This window comes from Enterocloster citroniae, assembly GCF_040545455.1.
In the GTDB taxonomy this organism is placed as follows: Bacteria; Bacillota; Clostridia; order Lachnospirales; family Lachnospiraceae; genus Enterocloster; species Enterocloster citroniae.
Window position 1 is genome coordinate 220,521 of sequence record NZ_JBEPLZ010000004.1, and the last position, 24,948, is coordinate 245,468.

The 24,948-nt window shown below is 46.6% G+C and carries 22 protein-coding genes and 1 pseudogene; 3 read left to right on the forward strand and 20 right to left on the reverse strand.

The window, feature by feature from the left end:
- Nucleotides 1-104: 104 nt before the first annotated feature.
- Genes ABID13_RS06935 through ABID13_RS06955 form a run of 5 tightly spaced genes read right to left on the reverse strand, consistent with a single transcriptional unit; the run spans nucleotide 105 to nucleotide 3,299 of the window.
- Nucleotides 105-1,301: a hypothetical protein gene (locus ABID13_RS06935; protein WP_156200137.1), complete on the reverse strand. Its 1,197-nt coding sequence runs from the start codon at nucleotides 1,299-1,301 to the stop codon at nucleotides 105-107.
- Nucleotides 1,302-1,356: 55 nt separating this feature from the next.
- Complete coding sequence (locus tag ABID13_RS06940; RefSeq protein WP_156200139.1) at nucleotides 1,357-2,076, reverse strand: hypothetical protein; 720 nt, start codon at nucleotides 2,074-2,076, stop codon at nucleotides 1,357-1,359.
- Nucleotides 2,077-2,129: 53 nt separating this feature from the next.
- Nucleotides 2,130-2,264: a hypothetical protein gene (locus ABID13_RS06945; RefSeq protein WP_270279528.1), complete on the reverse strand. Its 135-nt coding sequence runs from the start codon at nucleotides 2,262-2,264 to the stop codon at nucleotides 2,130-2,132.
- The gene (locus ABID13_RS06950) at nucleotides 2,264-2,950 is read right to left on the reverse strand and encodes a P-loop NTPase family protein (protein WP_048930485.1); all 687 of its coding nucleotides are present in this window, start codon (nucleotides 2,948-2,950) and stop codon (nucleotides 2,264-2,266) included. The genes ABID13_RS06945 and ABID13_RS06950 overlap by 1 nt, the downstream gene beginning before the upstream one ends.
- A 58-nt stretch (nucleotides 2,951-3,008) precedes the next feature.
- Entirely contained in the window at nucleotides 3,009-3,299 is a 291-nt protein-coding gene (locus ABID13_RS06955; protein ID WP_048930486.1) for a hypothetical protein, read from the reverse strand.
- Nucleotides 3,300-3,939: 640 nt separating this feature from the next.
- Here ABID13_RS06955 and ABID13_RS06960 point away from each other — a divergent pair.
- The gene (locus tag ABID13_RS06960; protein ID WP_048930487.1) at nucleotides 3,940-4,824 is read left to right on the forward strand and encodes an aminoglycoside 6-adenylyltransferase; all 885 of its coding nucleotides are present in this window, start codon (nucleotides 3,940-3,942) and stop codon (nucleotides 4,822-4,824) included.
- 104 nt (nucleotides 4,825-4,928) lie between these two features.
- Here ABID13_RS06960 and ABID13_RS06965 read toward each other — a convergent pair.
- From ABID13_RS06965 to ABID13_RS07020, 12 genes and pseudogenes are all read right to left on the reverse strand, one after another.
- Nucleotides 4,929-7,112: pseudogene (locus ABID13_RS06965) on the reverse strand (ABC transporter permease).
- Between the two features lie 4 nt (nucleotides 7,113-7,116).
- Nucleotides 7,117-7,797, reverse strand: coding sequence for an ABC transporter ATP-binding protein (locus ABID13_RS06970; RefSeq protein WP_045092173.1), 681 nt, complete (start codon nucleotides 7,795-7,797; stop codon nucleotides 7,117-7,119).
- Nucleotides 7,798-7,854: 57 nt separating this feature from the next.
- Nucleotides 7,855-9,039 (reverse strand): sensor histidine kinase, encoded by a 1,185-nt coding sequence (locus tag ABID13_RS06975; protein ID WP_048930488.1) that lies wholly within the window; start codon nucleotides 9,037-9,039, stop codon nucleotides 7,855-7,857.
- A complete protein-coding gene (locus ABID13_RS06980; RefSeq protein ID WP_048930489.1) occupies nucleotides 9,036-9,707 on the reverse strand; it encodes a response regulator transcription factor in 672 nt (223 codons plus the stop codon). The genes ABID13_RS06975 and ABID13_RS06980 overlap by 4 nt, the downstream gene beginning before the upstream one ends.
- Nucleotides 9,708-9,755: 48 nt before the next feature.
- The gene (locus ABID13_RS06985) at nucleotides 9,756-10,379 is read right to left on the reverse strand and encodes a DUF4317 family protein (protein ID WP_048930490.1); all 624 of its coding nucleotides are present in this window, start codon (nucleotides 10,377-10,379) and stop codon (nucleotides 9,756-9,758) included.
- Nucleotides 10,380-10,614: 235 nt separating this feature from the next.
- The gene (gene glnA / locus ABID13_RS06990) at nucleotides 10,615-12,042 is read right to left on the reverse strand and encodes a type I glutamate--ammonia ligase (RefSeq protein ID WP_048930491.1); all 1,428 of its coding nucleotides are present in this window, start codon (nucleotides 12,040-12,042) and stop codon (nucleotides 10,615-10,617) included.
- A 257-nt stretch (nucleotides 12,043-12,299) separates the two neighbouring features.
- The gene (locus tag ABID13_RS06995; RefSeq protein WP_007864644.1) at nucleotides 12,300-12,659 is read right to left on the reverse strand and encodes a hypothetical protein; all 360 of its coding nucleotides are present in this window, start codon (nucleotides 12,657-12,659) and stop codon (nucleotides 12,300-12,302) included.
- Nucleotides 12,660-12,764: 105 nt separating this feature from the next.
- Complete coding sequence (locus ABID13_RS07000) at nucleotides 12,765-13,313, reverse strand: YdeI/OmpD-associated family protein (protein WP_252208251.1); 549 nt, start codon at nucleotides 13,311-13,313, stop codon at nucleotides 12,765-12,767.
- A 162-nt stretch (nucleotides 13,314-13,475) separates the two neighbouring features.
- Nucleotides 13,476-14,744 (reverse strand): O-acetylhomoserine aminocarboxypropyltransferase/cysteine synthase family protein, encoded by a 1,269-nt coding sequence (locus ABID13_RS07005; RefSeq protein ID WP_048930492.1) that lies wholly within the window; start codon nucleotides 14,742-14,744, stop codon nucleotides 13,476-13,478.
- A gap of 129 nt (nucleotides 14,745-14,873) precedes the next feature.
- Entirely contained in the window at nucleotides 14,874-16,940 is a 2,067-nt protein-coding gene (locus tag ABID13_RS07010) for a ribonucleoside triphosphate reductase (protein ID WP_048930493.1), read from the reverse strand.
- 45 nt (nucleotides 16,941-16,985) lie between these two features.
- Nucleotides 16,986-17,900, reverse strand: a complete 915-nt coding sequence (locus ABID13_RS07015; protein ID WP_007864616.1) for a YitT family protein — start codon at nucleotides 17,898-17,900, stop codon at nucleotides 16,986-16,988.
- Between the two features lie 29 nt (nucleotides 17,901-17,929).
- Nucleotides 17,930-18,313: a metal-dependent transcriptional regulator gene (locus ABID13_RS07020; RefSeq protein ID WP_007864613.1), complete on the reverse strand. Its 384-nt coding sequence runs from the start codon at nucleotides 18,311-18,313 to the stop codon at nucleotides 17,930-17,932.
- Nucleotides 18,314-18,569: 256 nt separating this feature from the next.
- On the opposite strand from ABID13_RS07020, the gene ABID13_RS07025 reads away from it, so the two are divergent.
- On the forward strand, nucleotides 18,570-19,412 hold the full coding sequence (locus tag ABID13_RS07025) for a YitT family protein (protein WP_007864612.1): 843 nt from the start codon (nucleotides 18,570-18,572) through the stop codon (nucleotides 19,410-19,412).
- Between the two features lie 20 nt (nucleotides 19,413-19,432).
- Here ABID13_RS07025 and ABID13_RS07030 read toward each other — a convergent pair whose 3' ends face one another.
- On the reverse strand, nucleotides 19,433-20,671 hold the full coding sequence (locus tag ABID13_RS07030) for an MFS transporter (RefSeq protein WP_007864600.1): 1,239 nt from the start codon (nucleotides 20,669-20,671) through the stop codon (nucleotides 19,433-19,435).
- Between the two features lie 165 nt (nucleotides 20,672-20,836).
- On the opposite strand from ABID13_RS07030, the gene ABID13_RS07035 reads away from it, so the two are divergent.
- Nucleotides 20,837-21,997 (forward strand): DUF2812 domain-containing protein, encoded by a 1,161-nt coding sequence (locus ABID13_RS07035; RefSeq protein WP_048930494.1) that lies wholly within the window; start codon nucleotides 20,837-20,839, stop codon nucleotides 21,995-21,997.
- Here the strand turns inward: ABID13_RS07035 and ABID13_RS07040 are convergent.
- Nucleotides 21,967-22,752, reverse strand: coding sequence for a sensor domain-containing diguanylate cyclase (locus ABID13_RS07040; RefSeq protein WP_053095355.1), 786 nt, complete (start codon nucleotides 22,750-22,752; stop codon nucleotides 21,967-21,969). The two genes, ABID13_RS07035 and ABID13_RS07040, sit on opposite strands and share 31 nt — an antisense overlap.
- A gap of 5 nt (nucleotides 22,753-22,757) precedes the next feature.
- Nucleotides 22,758-24,851 (reverse strand): HD domain-containing phosphohydrolase, encoded by a 2,094-nt coding sequence (locus ABID13_RS07045; protein ID WP_242849277.1) that lies wholly within the window; start codon nucleotides 24,849-24,851, stop codon nucleotides 22,758-22,760.
- Nucleotides 24,852-24,948 lie beyond the last annotated feature (97 nt).

The window sequence follows — 24,948 nt, forward strand, 5'->3', positions numbered from 1 at the left end:
TTCATCAATCACAGACATAACCGCGTCTGGTAAATCTGGCAGATTAATCCAGCCAAAGACCAACTGTAGGAGAGTAGATACAAGGTCAAAAACAGCCTGTAAAATCAATTTCTTAGCACCTCCTCAAATTTTCTATGCATTAAGGAGAGGAGAGCACCTATCATGATTAAATTGCCTACAAAGTACAGCTTATCCTGTATGCCCTTACCCCAATCCGTATTTAAAAAATCAAACTGGACTATCTGACCTGGTATAATGACAGTACCATCCACCCACTTAAATTCCGGGAAAGGAATACCAGCGGATGCAGTCCCGGCAGATGCATACATATCAGCCATACGTACCAATAAATCAACCGGGAGCATAAGAAACCCAAGCCTGTCATTAAAAAATTGATACATGCCATCAAACCAGGTTTTAAAATAATCATCTGAGGGGATGAATAACGATTTCAACCCCTCAATGATAAAATTACCATGCTTTTCTATTGCGCCTGTTACCTTATCCGTATTAGCGTCATCAGCAGTTATAATATCATCTGTGTTCGTCCGGTCAGCTTCCAATTGTTCGGTATGCTGAGTATTCATTTTGTTATATAGGTTTGTAAATTCCCCGGCAAGCTGATTCCAAAAGGCCGTAAGCTGGCTTGATATAGTCTGTGTCACGTTGACTATCTGGTCAATGATTGTATCCTGTTTTTCAACCATCTGTGCCGTGTTATCCGCAACAACGTCCGAAGAATCATAGCCAGTATTACCAGACACAGGAATGTCAGCATTGTTTTTAAAATAGAAATCAAAAGATAAATCCGATATATCAAACGTTGTGTTAACACCTTTTTTTAAGGCTAAACCAATATTAACACGGATAGAAGTACGAGTTAATTTTACATTACCTTTAACAACATAAGATTCCCCTGTATTGGTATATGACAACCCAGTTGTCGCAAAATTTGATTCCGTTACATTTTGTGCAGATTCATACACCTCACAAAAGCCAGAAGTTACATATTCACCAAAATCCATATTACCCTGTAAGAATGTTGCCGTAACACCATAAGTAGCACTTGTTTTAGGTAAACCAGACTTATACACTTGCGCATACAATAAATCAGGATAATAACCAGATGCAGGAGGACTAAATCTATAAAACCCACCTGTATATACAGCATTCACCCACTTTAATGTACCAGCAGAATTACGATACCGGACACGGTACACATAATCCGTACCATATACAAGACCATCACCAGACGACAAGAGCATAGGGGCATTCAGGTCGTCAAATGCATCAGATTCCATATATTCATCTTTCATCATTGCACTACTTGATGAAGCAACCCTGACAGCATCACTTCTAGATGCGGTATCTGCCCACGAAGAAAAAGGCATGGACAAGGTTAAACAAAAGAGTAAGCACCAGCACAAACAGACACGCATAAACCGCATATGTATAAACACCCCCATTCATTGACGGGTATAAATCACCGACATTGCTATATACCAGATAACCATTTGTTGTCAGTTTAAAGCTTCCCTCATTACCAGATTCCAGCTTCCAAACATTATAGTTATTAGTACGATAGTAGCGGATGTATTTTAAATCATCCCCACTAAATACATTACCAGAAAGATTAATTGCATCACCATATACCATACGGTATTCATAATCATCCACCCTAAAAAATACGTATTGTGTATCGTATGGAAGCTTCACCAACATATCCTTAAAATACTGCAAATATGTAGTGGATATGGTGCCATCATCAGGGGACGGATACACAGATGCAGGGGCCACACTGTTAAATGTAAGGATATTCTTGACAGTCTTATCCGCACTTGATTTTGTTGCAACTGATGGAGAAGCAACATCCCAATCATCATCTGATAAATCTTCCTCCTCATTCAATTCAGGATACATGATAGACATGATTTCTTGATATTGGTCAAAATCTATATCATCATCTGAAATAGAAGATAGCCAGCCATTTACATTAGGAATCGAACCCTCAGAGCGTTCCGTATTAACCGTCTGATTTTCCGCAGTAAGCGTATAGTCATCCGCAAAAACGTCCATACTCCCAAAAGCAGAAAGAACCACAGTATATAATATAACATGTTTCCACCTCATCATATTTCCACATGACCCTTAAAGGCCATTCCCAAGAACATAGTTACCAAACGCTGACCTAAAGCGAACACCACCGCATAAGGGATAGACGCCGAAACCACATCCGCAAACAGATTAATTGCTTCCTGTACCATCAGGATAACCTCCTTCCCTGCCATTCCTTTTTGTAACGTCTCATTTTTGCATATGTATCATAGCTGTCATACAATTCGGGCCTGTGGAACCAAAAGAACCGCTTGACCGATTCCGTGATAAGCTTCCCATCCTTTTCCGTGGACTTTGCCCCATCAATCAGAGTATTAATCTGCAACAGCCGGCAGAAGTTGGAACAGAGCACCACATTCCTAATCTGCTCCCGAAACGGTTTCGCAAGTCTGCCATATACCTGTGACGTGCCTATGATATGTTTCCTTTGTTTCCGTTGCTGGCTTACCTCTATCATGACCTCAATATCTATATTCTTTGATTCCAGACTATTAAATTCCAGATGGATTTCATCAATCAAATATATAACACCATAGTAACCGTTTTCCAGATTTTTAAGACATTCCAGACCATCATATTCAATCACCTCAGTAGCAGGAGAGAGGCCACTAATCTGAACATTCGTGCACAGGATAGCCCTGGGATATTCCTCACATAACCGCCTGACATACTGAACGGCTGAAAGAGTTTTACCTGACCCTTGTTCCCCACAAAAAACTAGAAGCCCCTCAGGCCGAAAATAACCCGGATGCGTTTTGAAAAAGTCATGATTATGCTTAACCACACGGGCTACATTTACAGGATTAAGACTACCGTCCAAAAGATTCAATTCCATACATAGTTCCTTTCAAAAAAAGGGGGCCTGACCATAGAAGGAAAGGCCCCTGGGGACATTAGATAGACATACGACCCTTACGAAATGCAGACATAAGGGAACGGATACCTTTACGGACACCCCACCAGGTAAACACAATACCAATACCAGCCGCCACAAATGTAGCAAGTGCGCCCATGATGGTACTAATTGAAATCTGAGCCGTAAGAGCGGAAATAACCGCTGACCAGTCAGTCGGAGAAGCCGGAGTAACCTCAGCCGCAAAGGCAGGAACTGCAAGGCCCACAGACACCAGACCGGAAGCAACCGGCAATGCGCCATACTTCCTCACAGAGTTTAAAAGTTCCATACAAAAACCTCCTTATTTATATTACAACCAAGCCACCAGAAAGCAGTGACCGGATTGTTTACAAAACATTGATTCAATTGTAATCAAATGGATTTAATTATAGATATAGATAAGATAGATAATAAGAACATATGTTCGTATCCTTCCAACTATTCGTTAAACTAGACTTTCGCGAATAGTTTGAGGTGTACCCCATGTCTGCTGCAAAGCTGCGTAAAATCCTTTCATTGAGTTTTTCCCTGGTTATTGTCCTTTTATTTCCTCTGACCATTTATGCGTCAACCGCTACTTCTTCTGAAGCACGACCCTTAGGGATCCATTTGGTTTTTTCAGATAATACTGCTGTAAAAACTCACCATATGGTCCGCTTCTTCGGACAAAGGCGGTTTCCGCATTACAGGCAAGTGTATTGCGCCTGTTTCATATCCTCCCCGTAGACCGCATCAATCTCCTTCACAAATATGGACTCCTTCCCCTTTAAAGTCACAACAATTCAGGGCAAACACGGCACAGATTTCAATGGAAAGCTGGTTATACATTCTGGATTCAATGATTGATTTGCGGGCAGGCAGCCTGGATTGACATTTACTTCCAAATGTGTAATGATATAAATTAACCGGAAAGGCAGGAAAGAAATCAAATGAGAACTGAACAGGAAATGCTTGATTTGATAATAGGTACCGCAAAAAATGATGAACGAATACGGGCCGTTTATATGAACGGCTCCAGAACAAATAAGAATATTAAGAAAGACATTTTTCAAGATTATGATATTGTATATGTGGTTCATCAGACAAAGCCTTTTTATGAAGACAAAAACTGGATTGACCTATTCGGAGAAAGGCTGTTTATGCAATGTCCGGAAGAAGTTGACATATGTATGGGGATGGAGGTTGATCTTAATAAGTGCTTCGGGTGGCTGATACAGTTCAAAGACGGAAACAGACTTGATCTGCATGTTATTCCCATTGAAGAAGTAAATATTGGGGAAGATAAATTATGTATGATCCTGTTGGATAAAGATGGTATTTTACCAAAAATCCCTGAACCGTCAGATGAGGATTACCGGATCAGGAAACCAAGCCAAGATGAATTTTGGGCCTGCTGTAATGAGTTTTGGTGGTGCCTGAATAATATCGCCAAAGGCTTGTGGCGTGAAGAAATACCCTATGTACATAAAATGTTTTATGATGGCAGCCATCCACAGTTAGTAAAATTGTTAAATTGGAAAGTGGGTTATGAAACAAATTTCCAGGTTTCAACAGGAAAGGCGTCAAAAAACTTAAAAGCATATTTACCGGAAGAAATATGGGATAGATTTTTAAAAACATATATCAATGGCAACATAGATGATATTTGGCGTTCTGTGTTCATAATGTGCGACCTGTTTCATGATACTGCATTTGAGTTAGAGAGAAAGTGGGGACACACCTATCATGTAGAAGAAGCAAACGCAAGTTACGGTTTCTTAAAGCATATACAGTCTCTTCCCAAAAATGCAACAACAATTTTTGACAAAGTTTAACCAATCGGGGCTGAATGCGCAGTATCGAGCAGGGCTGCCGCTCTATGACGAGAAATTAATCATTTTGCTGCAGCCCCTTTAAGGCCCTTAACCGCACATATCCATTACTCCAATGTATCATCCCTCAGTGCCTCAGACAGACTGCACTTCATGACTTTCTTCCCCCCAAGATAATAGGCCAGTGCCACAAAACCAGCCATTATCAGGCAGAAGGCCAGAATGGGACCAACGGGGGCTTTGGCTATAAACTCCATCGGGTCCAGATAGCTTGCTTTTATCATAACCCCCACTGCTGCAACAGTAAGGGGAATGGTAATAAGAATTGGGCGTCCTGCAATCACCGCTGCCTCAATACAGAATATCTTTCTGATTCCTGCCGGAGTCATGCCTATGGATAAATACTGGGCAAATTCCCGCTTTCTTTGGCGCAGAAAACCTAAGGTGTTGGAAAACACATTGGCGATTCCGATCAATGCAAGGATGAAACACAGCCCGCCTATGACAAGCTGATATCCGAATATCATGATATCATTTGTAATCTTTTCCTGGATCCGGTTCTCAATTTCAATATCATATATGCCGCCCAGCAGGCAGAGTACGTCCTCTTCCAGGGCGTCCAGTTCCTCCAGCGAAGCTCCCTCTTCAGATAATATACGGATCCATGTATCCTGCTGTGTCCCCTCTATGTCCCCGGATATCTCTTTCCATAAAGACAAAGGGATAAACTGTACTAATGCATAGTCATCGTACTCTTCCCTCAGATCAGGCGCTTTTTGAGTATAAGCTGTCACAGGGACCTCTGCTTTACTCTCCTCCCCTGCGCTTTCCAGGAGAATCCTGCTGCGGTCTTCTGCAATATAGGGAACATATCTGGGATACCGGAAATTGCTGTTTAGGCTGTCCCATATCCTGTTTAAAATAATGGTTCCGTCAAGTCTGGGCAAAACACCAATCTGTTTGCAGTAATCTGTAAATCCTGCGTCATCCAGCACAACAATTGGGGCCTTTACGGTCCATGGACCCTGCTGGCCGGTAACCGCACTAAGACCTCCTATTGCAGCCAGTTCCGGACTTTGATTCCCTTCAGAAACAGAGCAGAAAGCCTCTGATTTCTGATACACGATCAGATCACGCACCCCTTTAAGACTGCGCAGTTGGCCGGACAGTCCAAAGGTTTCAATCTCCGTATCCTTTAAAGTGACCATAATATCCCAGTCATCCTGGTATCTCTCAAAATAAGTATATTCCGTGCTGATATTTGAAAGGGCAAAAAAACACAGGATCAATGTAAAGCCCAAAAAAGAAAGGGTAAGGGATATTGTGGAGGTATACATGGATCTCCTCCTGGCTTTCAGGGAATTTCCTGCAAGTTCTCCCTCTATTCCAAACAAAAAACGCAGGACAGGGGAATGTATCTCCTTTCTGGGTTTCAATTCTCCCGTATATCGGATGGCTTCCAATGGGGTCAGCCTGCTCAACTTTCTTGCCGGCAGCCAGGCTGAGCATAACACAGTCATAACAGATGACAGGATCGTCCATGCAAATACAAGAGGATGATATTGAAAGGCAGATTCATGCCTGCCCGGAAGATCTGCCCCTATCCATTGAATCGCCTGACTCACCCCGTAGCTTAGGCCGGTTCCCGCCAGGCTGCCAAGCAGGATTGGTATCAGGCTAAGCGTCATTGCTTCCTGTATCAGACAGGTCCGTATCTGTTCCGGTGTTGCCCCAATGCTGGAAAAGATACCAAGCTGATGGATCCTTCCATTCATGGAAATTGCAAAAGAATTACGGATGATCAGTATCAGGGAAACGGACACAAGCAGGAGGATAACCAGGTAAAATGTCATTAAAAGCGGCGGGTTCCTCTCCTGGGGATCATGGATCAGATATCTGGACAAAAGCAGTTCATGAAAGGAAGCCACATCCTCCTCCAGACCTAGCTTTTCTGTGATCAGGGGCATATCCTTATAAATATTTCTTACATTTTCAAAGTAAATGTCAACAACCGTCTCCTGTTCCCCGGACAATCCATTATTAATAACCGCTGTTTTAACATTGCTGAAATTCTGAATGGTGATCAGATCCTCCTCATTGATCCCGGCAGTAATGCGGCCCTGCCAATCCCCTTCTTCCAGGATGATCCCCTCAACCTCGTATACTCAAAAGCCATAAAACAGGCTGCACAGAAACGAAAGGAATAACGCGGCAATAAAAGCAGCCGCAATAATGGATATGCTGGAAGCACGATTGTTCTTAATATAACTCCTTGAGTAATCCTTCCACATATTCCTATCCCCTCCTCCGGTCGCTGATAACACGCCCGTCCTCAATGGTTATGACGCGTCCGGCTTCCAGCGCAATCCCCTCATCATGGGTAATCAACAAAATAGTCTGGTTCAGGCTGCGGTTGGATCGCTTAAGCATGTCCATGATTTCTTTGGAGTTCTTCCTATCCAGATTGCCCGTTGGCTCATCAGCCAGCAACAGAGCCGGGCGGTAGATTAAAGAACGGGCAATGGCGGTCCTCTGCTGCTGCCCTCCGGATAATTGGACAGGCAGTGATTCCAATTGATCCGATATGCCCAATGCGTTTACTACCTGTTCAAAATGCTCCTGGTTTGGTTTCCTTTTGTCCAACAGAAGGGGCATCAAAATATTCTGTCTGACGGTCAGGGTTGGGATCAGATTATAAAACTGATAAACCAACCCCACCTTTCTGCGCCGGAACATGGCGGATTGGGTGGGATTCAGAGTGGAAATATCAATCCCCTCGATCATTATTCTTCCCTCGGAAGGTTTATCTACACTTCCAATCAGATGCAGCAGCGTGGATTTACCTGAACCGGATGCGCCTACAATAGCGACAAACTCCCCTTTGTTTACTGAGAGGTCAATCCTGTCCAGGGCAATTACCTTGTTACTGCCATAACCATATATCTTGCTTAAATTCTCACATTTTAGGATTTCCAAAGGGCTCGCTCCTTTTCCTGTTATTTTTCTTCCATTATAACAGGCCAAAGTGACTGGTCAGTGACTGTAGAACCGGATTTCAAACATTCCTCCGGCCCCTGGATGATTGCCAGCCCGGATCGTTCCATTCTGGCGTTGGATGATCTCTTTGGACAGGGCAAGGCCAAGGCCGATTCCGCCTTTTGCTGCATTTTTTCCCTGATAAAACCGTTCAAAAAGATGAGGCGTGTCCTCTGCGGCAAATCCATCGCCTTCATCCCATATCATAATTTCCGTGTACAGCAGATTTTGTGAATAGGTACAGTAAACACTTCCCCCAACAGGCGTATACTCAGCGCAGTTCTTTATCAGGTTCATAATCGCTTCCATGGTCCAGTCCAGATCAGCGGTAATCTCCATTTTGCCGTTTTCAGGAATTTGAACAGAGACTTCTGATTCTCTTAATACCTCCTGTAAATTATCGGCAGCAAGATTAAGCAAAGTAAAGACATCCACTGATTCCTTTTCCAATGAAAGGGTGCCTGCGTCAAGGCGTGCCAGGAGAAGCAGCGCCTCCTCCAGATAAACCAGCCGGCTCAGCTGCTTTTGTATCTGATCCGGCTGATCCATGGACGGATGCTTTTTCATCATCTGGGCGGACAGGGAAATGGCTGTCACCGGTGTTTTAAGCTGATGGGCAATATTGGACAGATTATCTGCAAAAGCTGCCTTCTCCTGAATGGCGGCTTCCCTTGTCTGATACAGCATAGTCACTGTCTTATATAGTTCATCCTGCAATTGAGAAAATCCGTCCTCCCTTGCTTCCAGGGCAAGGCATGAATTTCCCGTATTCACCCTCTCAAGATACTCTGTCAATGCTTTTATGCGCAAAGACTCCTTACGGCGCCAGTGCCAGGCGGCAAACAGGAACAGACCACCGGAGACCGCAAAGCCGGTAACGGAAAACAATATGCCGTATTGATATTCACTGCTCAGAAAATCCCATGACCTGTAGCCATAATCCAACAGTACATTTCCATCCTCCTCTGGTCCGGAATGCATTTTAAATTTTTTCAGGGATGACAGTACAGCCTTCTCCATCTCCGGATGTGCCCTTAGGATTTCACTGCAGACACTGCTTAAACCATGAAATTGGATGCGGCTATACATCCCTGTCATCAGCACGGCGGTGACCGATGATGCAAAAAGGCTGACCGCAAGGACAATTGCAAGGAACATTCCTCCACTCTTCCGGCGGCTCATATGGTGTCCTCCATGCGGTATCCAAAGCTTCTCACCGTCTTCAGGCAGGAGGGCTGATTTAGTTTTTCTCGCAGGCGTTTAATGGTAACCGTAAGCGTATTATCATTTACATAGCTTCCATTGATATCCCACACCTGCTCCAACAATTTATCCCTGGGAACAGTCCTCCCTCTATTCTGCATTAAAAGCAATAATACCTGGTATTCCTGCTGGCTTAGGGCAATTTCCTCACCCCTGCAAAAAACCCTCATGCCATTCCTGTCAATTGAAATATTATCACAGGACAGATACTGCGCTGATACATTTCCCGCTCTGCGCAGCAGGGCACATATACGGGAATACAAAACATCCAGATCAAAGGGCTTCACAACATAATCATCAGCGCCGTTTTGGAAACCGGAGATCATGTTATGAGAACCACCGCGGACAGTGAGGAACATCACCGGCAGGTTCTCCCACCTGGAACGGATCCAGCGGCAAAGAACATCCCCCTGGCCATCCGGCATATTCCAGTCTAACAGAATCAGCGATGGCACATGTTTCATAAGCGCCTGCCTGGCCGCTTCCACTGTTGTATAAATCAAGACATGAAAGCTTTGTTCCTCCAGATATTCCTTAACCGTGTTCCCAATGAACTCATCATCTTCCACATAATAAACTTCAATCATCCCTGTCTTCTCCCACTAAAACCAACATCCAATCTATCAATGTATTCCTCAACCAATCCCAAGTATTTCCAGTAATTCATCATGGGGACGATCTGCCTCTGCCTGGAACACCGCAATATGATTCAGGTCCCCGCTCCTGTCTGTAAATACAGGAAATAAAAAACCGCATTCCGGCTTTGTTGGTTCATACTCTCCTGCCATTGGACAAACAGCACAGATCATATATTCAAACACCTCCTCGGATTCCCATAGCCGTTCCCTGTCCGATGTCTTAGCAGGGATATCATAACGGTCATGGAAGACCAGGATGGCGTAGGCTGAATTTGTTTTATAATTTTCCATGACAACATCATAAAATGTATCCATCAGGGCGTCATTCTTTAAGCCGCATTCATTCATCGCCATGAGCAGCTGCCACATGCTCCCGGGCTTTCGAGCGCCTTCACGGAATTCATATTTTTTCAGGTTCACATTTGTTGGTGAAAAAGGGATCTCCTTTGCCAGTTTCAGTTTTTTCGTTCTCTCAGGTGCAGACAGTTTCAGGAAATTCGTATTAAAACTCCCCTCAAAATCCCCATCCCTGTCCACATAACATCCTGCAATCCTTGTAAATGATGTCCGTGAAAGGGTCATCCGCCTTGTCAGCTCCAGCATATCCTCTCTGTTTATCATTGTCTGTCATTTACCTTTCTGTGATTTTATCAGTTTTCCATTGGAATGCTCCATTCAAACCGTTTTGCCTTTGGAAATACCATGAAACATTATAACAAATACAGCTACAAATACAATATTAAAAAAATACAGTATTATAAATCCAATACCAAAAAGAATCCGGCCCTCCCAAAACCATAAGGTTCCATGAGACAGCCGGATTCTCCTCTGCTTTCATTTATGCGGTATTGGTTGATCACAGATCATAATACCGCTGGAATTCTGCCGGATGGGGGATCAGGGACAGTTCCCCGCTCTCCTCCCGTTTGTTCTTAAGCCATATCCGGATCAGACGTTCCGGGAACACCCCGCCGGCTGTCAGATACCCATGGTCCGCCTCCAGGGCATCCAGCGCCTCATCCAATGTTTTGGGCAGGGATTGGATCTTTGATTTTTCCTCCTCGGACAGCTCATAAAGATTACAGTCAAAGGGCCCCCAGCCGTTGGCCTGGGGATCAATCTGATTCTTGATCCCGTCAAGGCCGGCCATCAGGATCGCCGCATAGGCATAATATGGATTCGCTGTTGCGTCCGGATTCCTCAGTTCAAACCGTTTTGCCTTGGGTGTTTTGGCATATGCCGGAATCCTGATCACAGCGCTTCGGTTGGATGTGGCGTATCCAATGGTCACCGGCGCCTCGTATCCGGGCACAAGGCGTTTGAATGAGTTTGTGGAAGGATTGGTAAATGCACAGAGGGACGGGACATGCTTTAAAAAACCTCCCATAAAATAATGGGCTGTTCTGCTCAGGCCGGAATATCCATTCTCATCATAAAAAACCGGCTCCCCGTCTTTCATCAGCAGCATGTGCACATGCATTCCGTTGCCCGCCTCTTTATAAATGGGTTTCGGCATAAAGGTGGCTGTCCTTCCATCCTGGACAGCCGCGTTGTGGACCACGTACTTGATGATCATGGTCTTATCCGCCATGTCTACCATATCGCCCAGCTCCACCTCGATTTCCATCTGTCCTGAGCCGCCCACTTCATGGTGATGATATTTTACATCCACGCCCCAGTCCTGGAGCATCATGCACATCCTGCTCCTTAAGTTATAAGCCACATCCTGAGGCGCCGCAATATGGTATCCTCCGCTCCCGGGAACCTGAAAACCCTTGTTGTCAAACGTCTCCTTCCCGCTGTTCCAGGCCGCCTGTCTGGTATCCACGGTAAAGGCCATACGCTGCGGTTCCACCATATAGCTGATATTGTCAAACAGATGGAATTCAAATTCCGGCCCGATCAGCATCCGATCCGCGATCCCCTGTTCCTTCATGTACTCAATGGCTCTCAGGCTTACATTTCTGGGATACTGGTCAAACGGGCGGTTTTCCTTACCGATGACACATGCGTCCCCGCACATGGTCAGGGTAGGGACCTCTGTAAATGGATCCACCACCGCGGTATCCGGGTCCGGTATGAACACCATATCACTCTTTTCCACCGGAGCATATCCATAATTGGATCCGTCAAACCCAATTCCCTGTGTAAAGATCTCCTCGTCAAACCGTTCCACCGGAATCGTGATGTGCCTCCACCGTCCATTTAGGTCCGTCATCTTGAAATCAATCATCTTGATTCCCTTTTCTTTGCAAATACGCAATACATCTGCACTCCTTGACATGTTTTCCCCTCTCAATTACTGCCCTCATAAAAAAGACATGATAACAAATTTACTTTGTTATGTAGATTCTACCATATTTTTGTAAAATAATCGCCCTTAAAATGTTTATTTCTGCAGAATATCCCAGGATCAGGGTTCAATCCCCAGAAATTGTCACGCAATTATCTGTTGCGCAGAGATAAAAGAAGCACCAGCCATTGCGGCTGGTGCAGTGTAAAGCAAACGGTGTAAGGCAAACCTTATCTAAATCCCTGTTTTTATTTGAGGAGGTCCTCTTTTTTATTAAGGATGGCTTCCACCGCTGCGCAGGCCGGACAATCACAAAACTTTGCCCCGGCAGCCTTGATCTCCTTTGCATGTGCTGCAACATCCTTCGCTTTATCAGACCCAAAAACCTGGCTGCCTGCATCAGATTCCGCAAAACCAATCAGACCGTCAATAGGCATGATATCCGCTTCCAGCTCATCTATGTATTTCTTTGTTTCTGCAGCTTCATTTTCAGTTCCAACAGCATCCAACCAGGCTTTAGCCGCTGCCTTTGTCTCACTGTTACATGTTGGCGCATCAATTAATTCGTGTGTCTTTTCAACAACATAGCTTAATACTTCTTTACCCATAATTGGCATACCCTCTTTCTTCTGAAATTTACCTATATTTTACCATAATTATCAGGCTTTTGCAATTTGAAACGCAGAATAATCATATATAATACAGAAGGGTTCTCACATTGGTTTCAGGTTTTTGTTAAGCCGGTCCACCATCCATGCCGTCCTCTTCTCACGTCCGGCATCTGTTTTCGCATCAAAGTAGGCCCTGGTATATGTTTTCTTAACCGACTGTGACATGGCAAGAAAATTAGTATGGGCAGGCTCATATCCCTTTAACAGGTCTGTCACCGCAGCGATCTGATCCTCTGTGACAGCCGGGGGCTTTGGGGCATCCCACCGGCCGTTTTTTCTGGCTTCTTCTATTTTTTTCCTGCCATGGTCAGTCATGATCCCCTGTTTTTCAAGCTTTTCCGCCAATGCTTTATTTTTCTCCGACCACTTGCTGTTTTCCCTGCGCAGGGAGAAGTATTTTTTATAGGTTTTGTCATCCATACTCTGCATCTGTCCATCGATCCATCCAAAACAGAGCGCTTCCTCAAGGGCTTCGCCTGCCTTCAGCGTCTTTGGTCCGCCTGCTTTTCCAAAGAGCAGCCAAACCCCTTCATTTGACAGGCAGTTTTCATGCAGCCATGCACGAAACTCCTCCCTGTCTGAAAACACCATCCTATCATTCACTTTGTTTACCTCCTCTGCCCTTGTCCACTGAGGGTACCATAAAAACAGTACAAAAATGGACGCCTTACAGGCCGTCTTCAGTCCAACAACCGTGTCCGTAAGCTGCGTCCATTCATTCTTAATTTCACCTTAGAAGCGGGAGGATCCCCCTCAGGACATGGAAGCCTTAAGAGCCAGATCCAGATCCTCTATAATATCATCTATGTTTTCCAGTCCCACGGAAAAACGGATCATTCCCCCATTAATTCCGGCAGCAGCCAGCTGTTCATCGGTCAGCTGCCTGTGTGTCTCGCTGGCTGGGTGAAGGACACAGGTCCTTATGTCCGCCACATGCACTTCGTTGGAAGCCAGTTTCAGGGAATCCATGAATTTTGCCGCTGCAGGCCTGCCGCCCTTCATGATAAATGAAATAACACCGCTGCATCCCTTTAAGTATTTCTTTGCAAGCTCGTAATCGCGGTTGCCGGGAAGTCCCGGATACAGAACACTTTCCACGGCATCGGACTCCTCCAGGTGCTTTGCCACTGTCATTGCATTCTCACAATACTGTTTCATGCGCACAGGCAGTGTCTCAAGGCCAAGATTCAGCAAAAACGCGGAATGGGCGGCCGGATATACGCCAAAGTCCCTCATTAGCTGCATCCGTGCCTTGATGATATACGCCATGTTTCCATAACTGTCCGTATAGGAGATCCCATGGTAGGATTCATCCGGCTCAGTGAGTTCCGGGAACTTGCCGTTTTTCCAGTCAAATTTGCCGCTGTCAACAATCACTCCGCCGATCTGTACAGCATGTCCATCCATATACTTGCTTGTGGAGTGGATCACAATGTCGGCGCCAAACGCAAAGGGCTTGCACAGGATAGGGGTGGCAAAGGTATTATCCACGATCAGAGGAACCCCCATCTCATGGGCAATGTTTGCAAACTTTTCAATATCAAATACCTTTAATGCCGGATTGGCAATGGTCTCGCCAAACACAAGTTTGGTATTGGGCTTAAAGGCAGCCTTGATCTCTTCATCCGAAGCATCATTGTTAACATAGATGCACTCAATTCCCAGCTTTTTAAGGGTAAAGGAGAACAGGTTAATGGTGCCTCCGTAAATCGTGGGAGTGCTGATGATGCTGTCCCCAACCGTACAGATATTGAGAATACTGAGAAGCGTGGCCGCCTGACCTGATGTGGTGCACATTGCCCCCACTCCGCCTTCCAGTTCAGCGATCTTCTGTTCCACTGCCATCACTGTGGGATTGCCAAACCGTGAATAGCAAAGTCCTTTGGTGGGATCATCAAAAATAGCAGCTACCTCTGCAGCAGAATCATATACATACGTGGTGCTCTGCACAATGGGCAGCACACGTGGCTCCCCATTTCCCGGGGTATAACCTGCATGTAAACACTTAGTTTCGTCTTTCATTTTACGTTTCTCCTTCTGTTGAACATATTAGTAAGCTTTAAACCTCAATACACATTATACAGTCTTTGCTGTCCGGATACAAGTTTTCCTGTTTCGGAACCTGTCCCGGAACCCGTTTCAGGATTAATATCAGATCCTGTACATGACCCTGTTCCTAAATTCCTGGGCTTTGCCGTCATTCCAGTCATGGACCGGCCTGTAATATCCGGCGATCCTGCTGTAGATATCTGCTTGGGCGCCGCATTTGGGACACACCTTCTGTCTGCCGGGCAGGTAACCGCAGGACTGGCAGATCGTATAAATGGGCGACAGCGTACAGTAAGGAATCGTATGCTCCGTGATCCCATGAAAGACCACATCCCTTGCCTTTCTCCAATCCTCAAGCTCCTGCTCCACATAGATGTGGAAAACAGTCCCCGTGGTGTAAAGGGGCTGTACCTCATCCTGGTTTGCCAGCGCCTCCTCCAATGGAATATCATGGTCTGCGGGAAGCTTTGTGCTGTTGGTGTAATACGGTGCGTTCCCCTCCCGGCCCCCTGTCCTGATCTCAGGGAAACGCTCCCTGTCAAGCCTGGCAAAACGGAACGTAGCCGACTCTGCCGGAGTTGCCTCCAGACCATAAAGGGTTCCGTATTCCAGCTGGTATCCGATCAGTTTTTCCCTCATATGGTTTAACACAGAGACAGCAAACTGTCTTGTCTTCTCCGACTCCATCCCTGCCCGCAGCCATGGGGCATTCAAACCTGCTTCATTCATGCCGATCACGCCAATGGATGAAAAATGGCTGTCAAAATCAGACAGGTAGCAGGCTGTATAAGGATAAAGGCCGTTCTTTAACAGATTGGAGACCACCCTTCTCTTTGTATCCAGGGAACGTGCTGCCAAATCCATCAGATGGTCCAGTCTTTCATAAAATTCCTTCCCGCTCCCGGACTGGAAAGCGATCCTTGGAAGGTTGATTGTCACCACGCCGATGGCTCCCGTGTGCTCCCCGTATCCGAAGAATCCTCCGGCCTTCCTGTGCAGCACATGGAGATCCGGCCGGGTTTCCTGGCAGGAGATTCTCACATCCTCCGGTACCAGGCCGCTTCTGGTATAGTTGATAAAATACGGTGTGCCGTATCGGGATGCCAGTGAAAACAAAAGCCGGTTCTGTTCCGTTTCGGACCAGTCAAAATCAGACGTCACCCCATAGGCCGGGATCGGATACTGGAACCCCTGGCCATTGGCATCGCCCTCCAGCATTGTTTCCAGAAAGGCTTTATTGACCATGTCCATCTCTTCCTGGCAGTCCCCGTATGTAAAATCCATCTGTTTCCCGCCTACAATGGCCCGTTCTCCCGCCATGTCCTTTGGCACCTTCAGATCCATGGAAATATGGGAAAACGGCGCCTGGGTCCCCCATCTGCTGGGGGTATTGACCCCGAAAACAAATGCTTCCATGCATTTTTTCACTTTATCATATGACAGGTTGTCTGATTTTACAAAAGGTGCCAGATAGGTATCAAAGGAGGAAAATGACTGGGAAGCCGCCCATTCATTCTGCATAATACCCAGGAAATTAACCATCTGGTTGCACAGGGTGGCCAGGTGTTTGGCCGGGGAGGCTGTGATCTTTCCCGTAATTCCCCCAAGGCCGTCCAGCAGCAGTTTTTTTAATGACCATCCGCAGCTGTAGCTGGTCAGCATGGACAGGTCATGGATATGGATATCCCCGTTGAGATGCGCATCGGAAACCTCTTTGTCATATATCTCCGTAAGCCAGTAATTCGCTGTCACCGCTCCTGAATTGTTCAGGATCAGCCCGCCCACGGAGTATGTTATGGTGGAGTTTTCTTTCACTCTCCAGTCCTCCACCTTCACATAGTTATCCACCACATCCTTATAATCCAAAGTGGTCTTTTCCAGATTCCTGATCTTCTCCCTCTGCTTTCTGTAAAGTATGTAAGCCTTTGCCACGTCCGTGTATCCCGCTTCCTCCAGGACCTTCTCCACACTGTCCTGGATATCCTCCACCGGGATCCGGCCGTCCTTCATCTTTCCCTGGAAATCGGAGGTCACCCGAATGGACAGCAGTTCAATGATATCATCCGTATATGATTTGCCGGTTGCCTTAAATGCCTTCTTGATCGCCACAGTGATCTTCTCCAACTGAAACTCCACGATTTCTCCGTCCCGCTTAACTACAAAAAACATATCCTGTTCCCTCCTCAAAAAGTTGTCCCTGTCCCGCCCCATTCATCATTCAAATGGCTGTATATAAAAATTCCCCATCACATCGCTGGAATTTATGACATTCACAAATGTGTCGGGATACTGCTCCCGGATCCTCTTTTTCATTTTCCGCACATCATTGTCCGACAGCACGGTATAGATCATATACTTCTTATGGGCCGTATATGAGCCGAATCCCTTCAATATGGTACTGCTGTGGTTTGTAAGCTCGAGCAGGTCGGCTGATACGTCCGCCGGATGGTCCGTGACAATGAGCAGAGTCTTCTTCTTATATTTTTTATAAAAGGTATTGATGATCTGTGTATTACAAAATTGGAAAATAATAGAATATAATGCTTTGTCCATGCCAAAGATTGCTCCTGAAACCAGGATGATCACCGCGCTGAACAACAGCATATAGTTAAATGTGGACACCTTATACTTGACGGACAGGGACATGGCTATAAAATCCGTCCCCCCTCCGCTGGCATTATGGTTAAGGATAAGGCTCATTCCCAATCCGTTGAGGATCCCTCCAAAAACAGAGATCAGCAGGATATCTCCCGTGATGGGTATGACCGGCAGCTCATCCACCAGAACCGACACTGTAAGCAGGCTGATGCAGGACAGGATTGTAAATTTCCTGCCCACCAGCCGGTAGGCAAATACAGCCGGTATTGCATTAAACAATACATTGAGCACAGTAAATGAGATCTTCACATCATAAAAAGTCAGGCCCACCCTCTGGATCAGTTTTGCCAACCCTGAGAAGCCTCCGGGCACCAGTTTTCCCTGCTCCACAAATGTATTCATGTTGACGGCCACAATCAGGCTCCCCAGCAGAATACACAGGAATGCGCCTGCATCCCTCCACTGCTTGTTTCGATCCGTCTTTTTCAGCTTTCCCTGAGTAAAATCTGAAACAATGTTATTCTCTTCCATGCATATCTCCTGCCCTGTTATCTGCCCTGTTATTTGTCTTGTTCCAGCTCATGCAGCAACCCCGCTTTTTTCAGGGCTTCAAAACTCTCCTCACTGATGGCATGCTCCAGCCTCCCGGCGTCAATATGCGCCTGTTCATGGGATATACCGGCATCCATGAGTACCTGCTCAAAAAAGCAGTGCATCTCAAACACCAGCTCGGCTTCCGCCTTGCCGCTGTCTGTCAGCTCAATCAAACCGGCAGGATCCTTTTTAATATATCCCTGCTCCTCCAGCTGCTTAACCGCAATGCAAACACTTGGTTTGGAAATTCCCATGTGCTGTGCGATGTCAATGGAGCGGACCGTGCCCTTATTGTTCTTTAAAATATAAATAACCTTTAGATATTCCTCTCGTGATGTGCTCAGTTTCATATAACCCCCTGCCTCCCTAATTAAATATGATCAGATCGATCAAGGATTGCTTTTATCCATTCTCTTTCTCCTCCCATAATTGTATCATATTACCACAACTGTTCAATCACTTTCTTCCTTGTTTTTACAGAAAAGCATCTGTGAATTGCATGAAAGTCTTTCGTGTGATACAATACCAAAGGATATTTTTAAGTCTGTTTAATCTGCGGACCAATACGGATTGAACAGACAATAATGGATTGATGGGAGATTTAACATGAAAAAACGGGAAGCGGTCTGGGAGTTCATCATGATTACATTTGCCACTGTTATTGTAGCTGCGGCAGTCTTCTTTTTTCTGATACCCAGCCATGTATCAGTGGGAAGCATATCCGGTCTGGCAATCGTGCTTGGGAATTTTATTCCCCTGAAGATTTCCGCCATCACCTTTGTACTGAACATTTTTCTTCTGATTCTGGGCTTCCTGTTCATCGGAAAAGAATTCGGATCAAAAACCGTATACACCTCCTTCCTGCTTCCGGTTGTGCTGGCTGTGTTTGAACTGATGTTTCCGGACAACCAGTCCGTTACCAATGACGCGTTTCTGGACATGCTCTGCTATATTTTTGTGGTGAGCATCGGTCTTGCCATGCTGTTTAACCGGAACGCCTCCTCAGGGGGACTGGACATAGTGGCAAAATTCCTGAACAAGTATCTGCACATGGAACTGGGCAAGGCCATGTCACTGGCCGGCATGTGCGTGGCCCTGTCCTCCGCCCTAGTTTATGATAAAAAGATCGTGGTGCTGAGTGTATTGGGAACTTATTTAAACGGAATTGCCCTGGACCATTTTATTTTTGGCTTTAATATCAGGAAACGTGTATGCATCATCTCCGAACACGAGGAAGAGATCAGGGAATTCATCCTCCATCATCTCCACAGCGGCGCGACCATCTATGAAGCCATTGGCGCCTATGACAAAAAGCCCAGAAGAGAGATCATTACAATTGTTGATAAAAGCGAGTACTCCATGCTGATGACATTTGTCTTAAAGACGGATAAGGATGCATTTGTGACAGTCTATACGGTAAATGAGATCATATACAGGCCCAAATGCTGATAAACGGCGCAGATATTCCCTTATCCGCTAAAGGTAGTTCCTCTTGTGTCACAGTTTCGCACTGCAGGCACTGCAAGGCAGAGGAATGAAGCCAGCAAAACCAGCGCTCCTGCAATCAGGAACCACTTTTCAACCCCGTATGTTTCCGCAAATACTCCTGAAACAGCCAAGCCCACCGGGCCGCTGATCAACTGTATGCTGCTGGACAATGACAGCACACGTCCCAGGTATCTTGCCTCAAAATTGCTTTGCAGCAGCGGTGTATAGATTCCCCAATAAAAAGGTCCGGACACCCCCATCAGCCAGGAACAGACAACAAACAGGGAAAATCCCCCTGGCGGAAGGACCCCTGAGACAAACAAGCTGAAACTCATCAACAGGAAGGAACCAATAATGGTATGGATCCTGTTTTTTGTTCCTCCCCACCTGGACAGGATCAGGGAGCCAAACAAAAGCCCCAGTGAAAACACGACCTCAACCAAACTTGCATGGGTGCTGGTCCCGTTAAAATAGGACATACTCATCAGAGGAAACAATGCGCTGGCGGGCATCAGCGCCAGTGTATAAAGAGTACCGATCAGAACCAAGCCCAGCATCCCCTTGTTAGTGAGGAGGATCTGGAATCCTTCTTTTGCCTCCCGCAGCACCTGCACCTTTCCCCGGCTCCCGTCCCTGGGCAGTTCCGGAATGCTGGTGATCCCCAGGGTAAACACTGCGGTCAGGGCACCTATAACATCCAGGAAAATGATCCCGCTTAAACTCCATGAACTATAAAAAACAGCAGCCAGAACCGGGCTTAATATCTGTGAAACAGACCCAAGGGCCTGGGAATATCCGGCGCATCTGGTCAGCTGGTCCTCAGGTACGATCTGGGGCGTAACCGCCTGCAGGCAGGGGGTATGGAATGCCGAACCCACAGAGCGGCACAGCAGGACCGCAAGTATCAGCTCAGTGGACAGCACGCCCATCCATCCTGCGATCACCATGACAAAGCTGGCTGCAGAGATCAAAAGGTCGGATATGATCATGATCCGCTTCCGGTTGTATCGGTCAATAAACACGCCTATAAACGGCCCCAAAACTCCCTGGGGCAGAAATCCCATCATCATGGCTGCTGACAGCACAAGGGCGGATCCAGTCTGATCCGTAAGATACCACACAATGGCAAACTGAAGGACAGAACTGGAAAACTGAGACAATGCCTGCCCTGCCCATATTGTAAAAAAGTTTTGTTTCCAATTTGATATTGATCCGTTCATTCCAACGCTCCCAATCAGTGATTAAAATTATATTATAGATAGTATATGGGATAAAATCAATATGATCAGTGATTTCTTTATGAGTATATGGATTCTGCTCTGAGTTGACATATTTTTCATATATGGTATAAATGAATCATAACAACAGATGGGGAGGACCGGACCATGGAGAAAAAATACGCATTTCACCCCAAAGATTATGAGATTGGTGAGACTGAACAATTCTATACAGATATGGCGGCCAAGGGATGGCGGCTTACAAAGCGCGGGGCGATCCTCAGCCGCTTTTCCCCTGACAGTAACTGCGCCATGCTGTACAGGGTCGATACAGCGTCCCCAAAAGAACTGGAAAAAAGAAAAGCCGGATTTAAGGAACAGGGATGGGAATATGTGACCGGCCACGGCTGCATCCATATCTTTTGTGTTCCAAAAAGCCGCGGGGTCACTGCATTATATCCCCAGCAGCGGAAGCAGGCAGATACACTAAAACCCCTTAGAAAACAGTATGTCAGCGCACTGCTCCAGCCGCTGATATGCGTTTTCTTCCTGATCCTTTTATGGAACGTATCCTACGCAGTAGTCGGGCAGGGGCATTTTCACATGGAGTTTTACCGCATCTGGGTGGAGGAAACCGCTTTGTCGGCCGGGTTTGCGTCCTTTCTTTTGTGGAGCGTGTACAGTAACATACGGGGGATATGGCATATTGGCCGCCTGCGCCGGTACATGGAAAGGGGAATCTCACCGGATCATCCATCCGTTCCCGCTCACCCCATTCTCCGGTTCACGGACCGAACGTTGATCCTGTGTACCGTGATGCTGGGAGGCCTGGCATTATTCCAGAGAATCGGCCGCCTCACCTATGACATGCCCTCTCAGTCGGATGGTCCGTATATCCTGCTCTCCGACATGGGGGTCACAGGTCAAAGGAACCAAAGCTTTGTGACAAATAGAAGCAGTCAGGTGGTTTATGACCAGTCACTTCTCGCGGAACACTGGGACACATTTGAAACGGTTGAAGCTGACGGCAAAGAATTGTGGATGTATCAGGACGTTTACCATCTTAAATATGGCGGCATGGCAATACCGCTGATGAATTCCCTGATGATGGACGCCACCTTTGCCAAACTACCCGCGGACTTTATTGCCCAGGATATTCCGGGACTGGACTATGCCTGGACCGGCCAGCGACTGGAGTGTATTGCCGTGTCAGGCGATATGGTCTATTATGTAACTTATCCCTTTCACGACCATGGTGAAATGATATCAGCCCTAAACGCCATTGCCGTCAAATGCAGTTACCTTCCCCGCCCCATGGAGGGATCATAGACCTGATAGCGGCTTTTTCCCTTATCCTTTGCAGCATACATTGCCAGATCCGCCCGTTGGAACAGGGTTGTAAAATCCAGTCCGTCATTGGGATGGAATGCCGCGCCTATGCTGCAGGTGGGGTGGAATATGATCCCCCTTTGCGTGAACATTTCCTGAATGGATGCAAGGACCATGGACATGCGTTTCCTGACCGTGTCCACATCCGGAACACAGGTCATAAAGATCAGGAATTCATCTCCCCCGATCCTGGACAGGATATCCTCCCCGCGAAACTGCCGGTTCAGCACATCCGCAACATTTCGCAGCACCATGTCCCCGAACATATGGCCCCTGTTGTCATTGATCTGTTTAAAATTATCCACATCCAGGATCAGGAGCGCATTGAGACTGCCGTGAAGCGGCTTTTCCAGCATGGCATCGATTAGTTTTCTGGCCTGGCGGCGGTTATAAAGCCGGGTCAGTTCATCCCGTTCCGCCTGGTACTGAAGGGCCTCTGCCGTCCTTCTCTGCTCATCTACATCAGCCAGCATGCCGATCACACGGCTGACCTGGCCCAGGGCGTCAAACTGGGAGGAGGCCCTCAGCCGGAACCATTTATACCGTCCCTCCCCATCTGACAGCCTGAATTCCATCTCTTTATAGGGCAGTCCTTTTTTTAACTCCTCCAAATCTTCCAGGAACAGCGGTAGATCGGCCGGGTAGATATGGGATATCAGACGCACCCTGCGGGTGAATTCTTCCCGGATGGGCACATACCCTAACTTTTTCCAAAATTAGATGAATAATTTACGGTATCCTTTCCAATATCCCACTCGATGAGGATATCCTCCGCCTGTTCCATGATGATCCTGTGGCGCTCCAGGGACAGACGCAGCTCCTCCTGAGCCTTTTTGGTGGCTGTGATCTCCATCAGTGCGCACACCAGATGTTCCGTGTTGTCGGATCCGGTCACCACCTGGCATTTTTCCAGAACCCACAGGATCTCCCCTTCCTTTGTCTCCAAACGGTATTCCAACTCCGCTGATCTGCCTTCACTAAGCTGCCTGGCCGTCTCTTCCACGACCCTGCCCTGATCCGGGGCATAGATCATTCTAAGATACTTATTATCAAAGCGTTCCCTGATCTCCTCATCGCTGTACCCCAAAAATTCATTCAGGCCCCCATTGGTCTTAACAAGGGTGAATTCCCTGTCATTGAGACAGCTCTGGACACTCCCTATCATGCGGCTGAGGGCAGCGTCATTGAACATCCGAAGCTCCATGGCACTGGAAACAGGCAGTTCTCCTTCATCCGGCTCCAGTTCGCTCCATATGAGCAGGGCTTTTTTCTGATAAGGATTGCCTGTATTGACCCGCAGCATGGTGGCCCGGCACCATCGGTATACCTGGTATACACGGTCATAGATCCTGTAACTCCGGCTTTTCTTGTTAAAGCCCTTATCCATAAAATCATGCTGGTATTCCCCCAGAAGCTTGATCGCAACAGATCTGTCATCCGGGTGAATGGCGTTCCGGGCAAAATTGCCAAAAGCTTCCTCAAAACAGCTGCTGGACTTTAGCAGATCGAAATCATGGCTTGCCAGATATACAACATGGAAGAAACCTGTGTTAAAATCCACTTCCACCACAGTGGAATCAATATACTTCAGCAATGTCAGATATTTATGCTGACCCGTATGCTGGCTTTCCTGGTTCTCACCATAGCGGCTTACCGCCTCGTCTGCGGTGAGCATTGAAACCTTCATGGTCTTCCCATCCTGATATTCATTGGATAATCCGGCAAACGTATCCTTGACATTCTTAAAACACTCCAACAGCCTGGGAGAAAATACTCCGCATTCCCCGTTCAGGATCATATTGATCGCCCGGGCCGGGGGGATAGCCTTTTTGTAAACGCGGTCGGAGGTCAGTGCGTCATAGCAGTCACAAATCCCCACTACCTGGGCACAGATGGGTATATTGTCCCCGTGAAGCCCATCCGGGTATCCTTTTCCGTCCCATCTTTCATGATGATACCTGCAGATGTTATAGGCATACCGGAGATACTCCTTATCCCCCATGCGGTCCAGGTTCTCCAGCATCTCACAGCCTTTTGTGGTGTGGGTTTTCATGATTCCAAATTCTTCCTGTGTAAGCCTTCCCGGCTTGTTAAGGATGGAATCCGGGATGGCGATCTTCCCAATATCATGCATGGAGGAAGCGCTGGCTATGATATCGATCTGTCTTTTGTCAAATCCTATTTCCGGAAAATGATTGGATACCTCCTCCAGCAGCACCTTTGTAAACATACGGATCCGCTGTATATGCTGTCCTGTCTCCACGCTCCGGTACTCAATAATGGCGGACAGGGCATCGATCATCACCGCATTGGACTCCAGAAGCCTGGCAGCCTGCTCATCGATCCGTTCCTGAAGATTCTGCTGGTTCTGGCAGAGGGCAATACTGTTTTGTACGCGGCGTTTCACCACCACCGGCTCAAACGGTTTCATCACAATGTCGGAAGCGCCAAGGTCAAAGGCTTTAACCGTATTATCCGGCGAATCCTCGGAGGTGATCACAATGACCGGACACTCAGCAAGCATATCCAGATCATTCATCTCTGTCAGCACCTGAAACCCATCCTTTTGAGGCATGACCAGATCCAGGAGCACAGCGGCGATCTGCCTGTGATACTGTTTTAAAAAAAGCATTGCCTGGTCGCCATTTTCAGCCTCCAACAGATTGTAATCCTTCTCGAAAATCCCCCTGAGGATGATCCGGTTCACCTCTATATCATCTACAATAAGAACGGTATCCCGGCCTCCGTATTCCCTTTCCCCTTCCTTTCCCAACTCCAATTTTTCTTCCAGCACCTTGTCCGTTCCCCTTCTTTCTTCTGCTGTCACAACAGACAAAAGCTGCATAGCAGAAACTTTATTTCTATCCTATACCATAACATTTTAAAAAGGA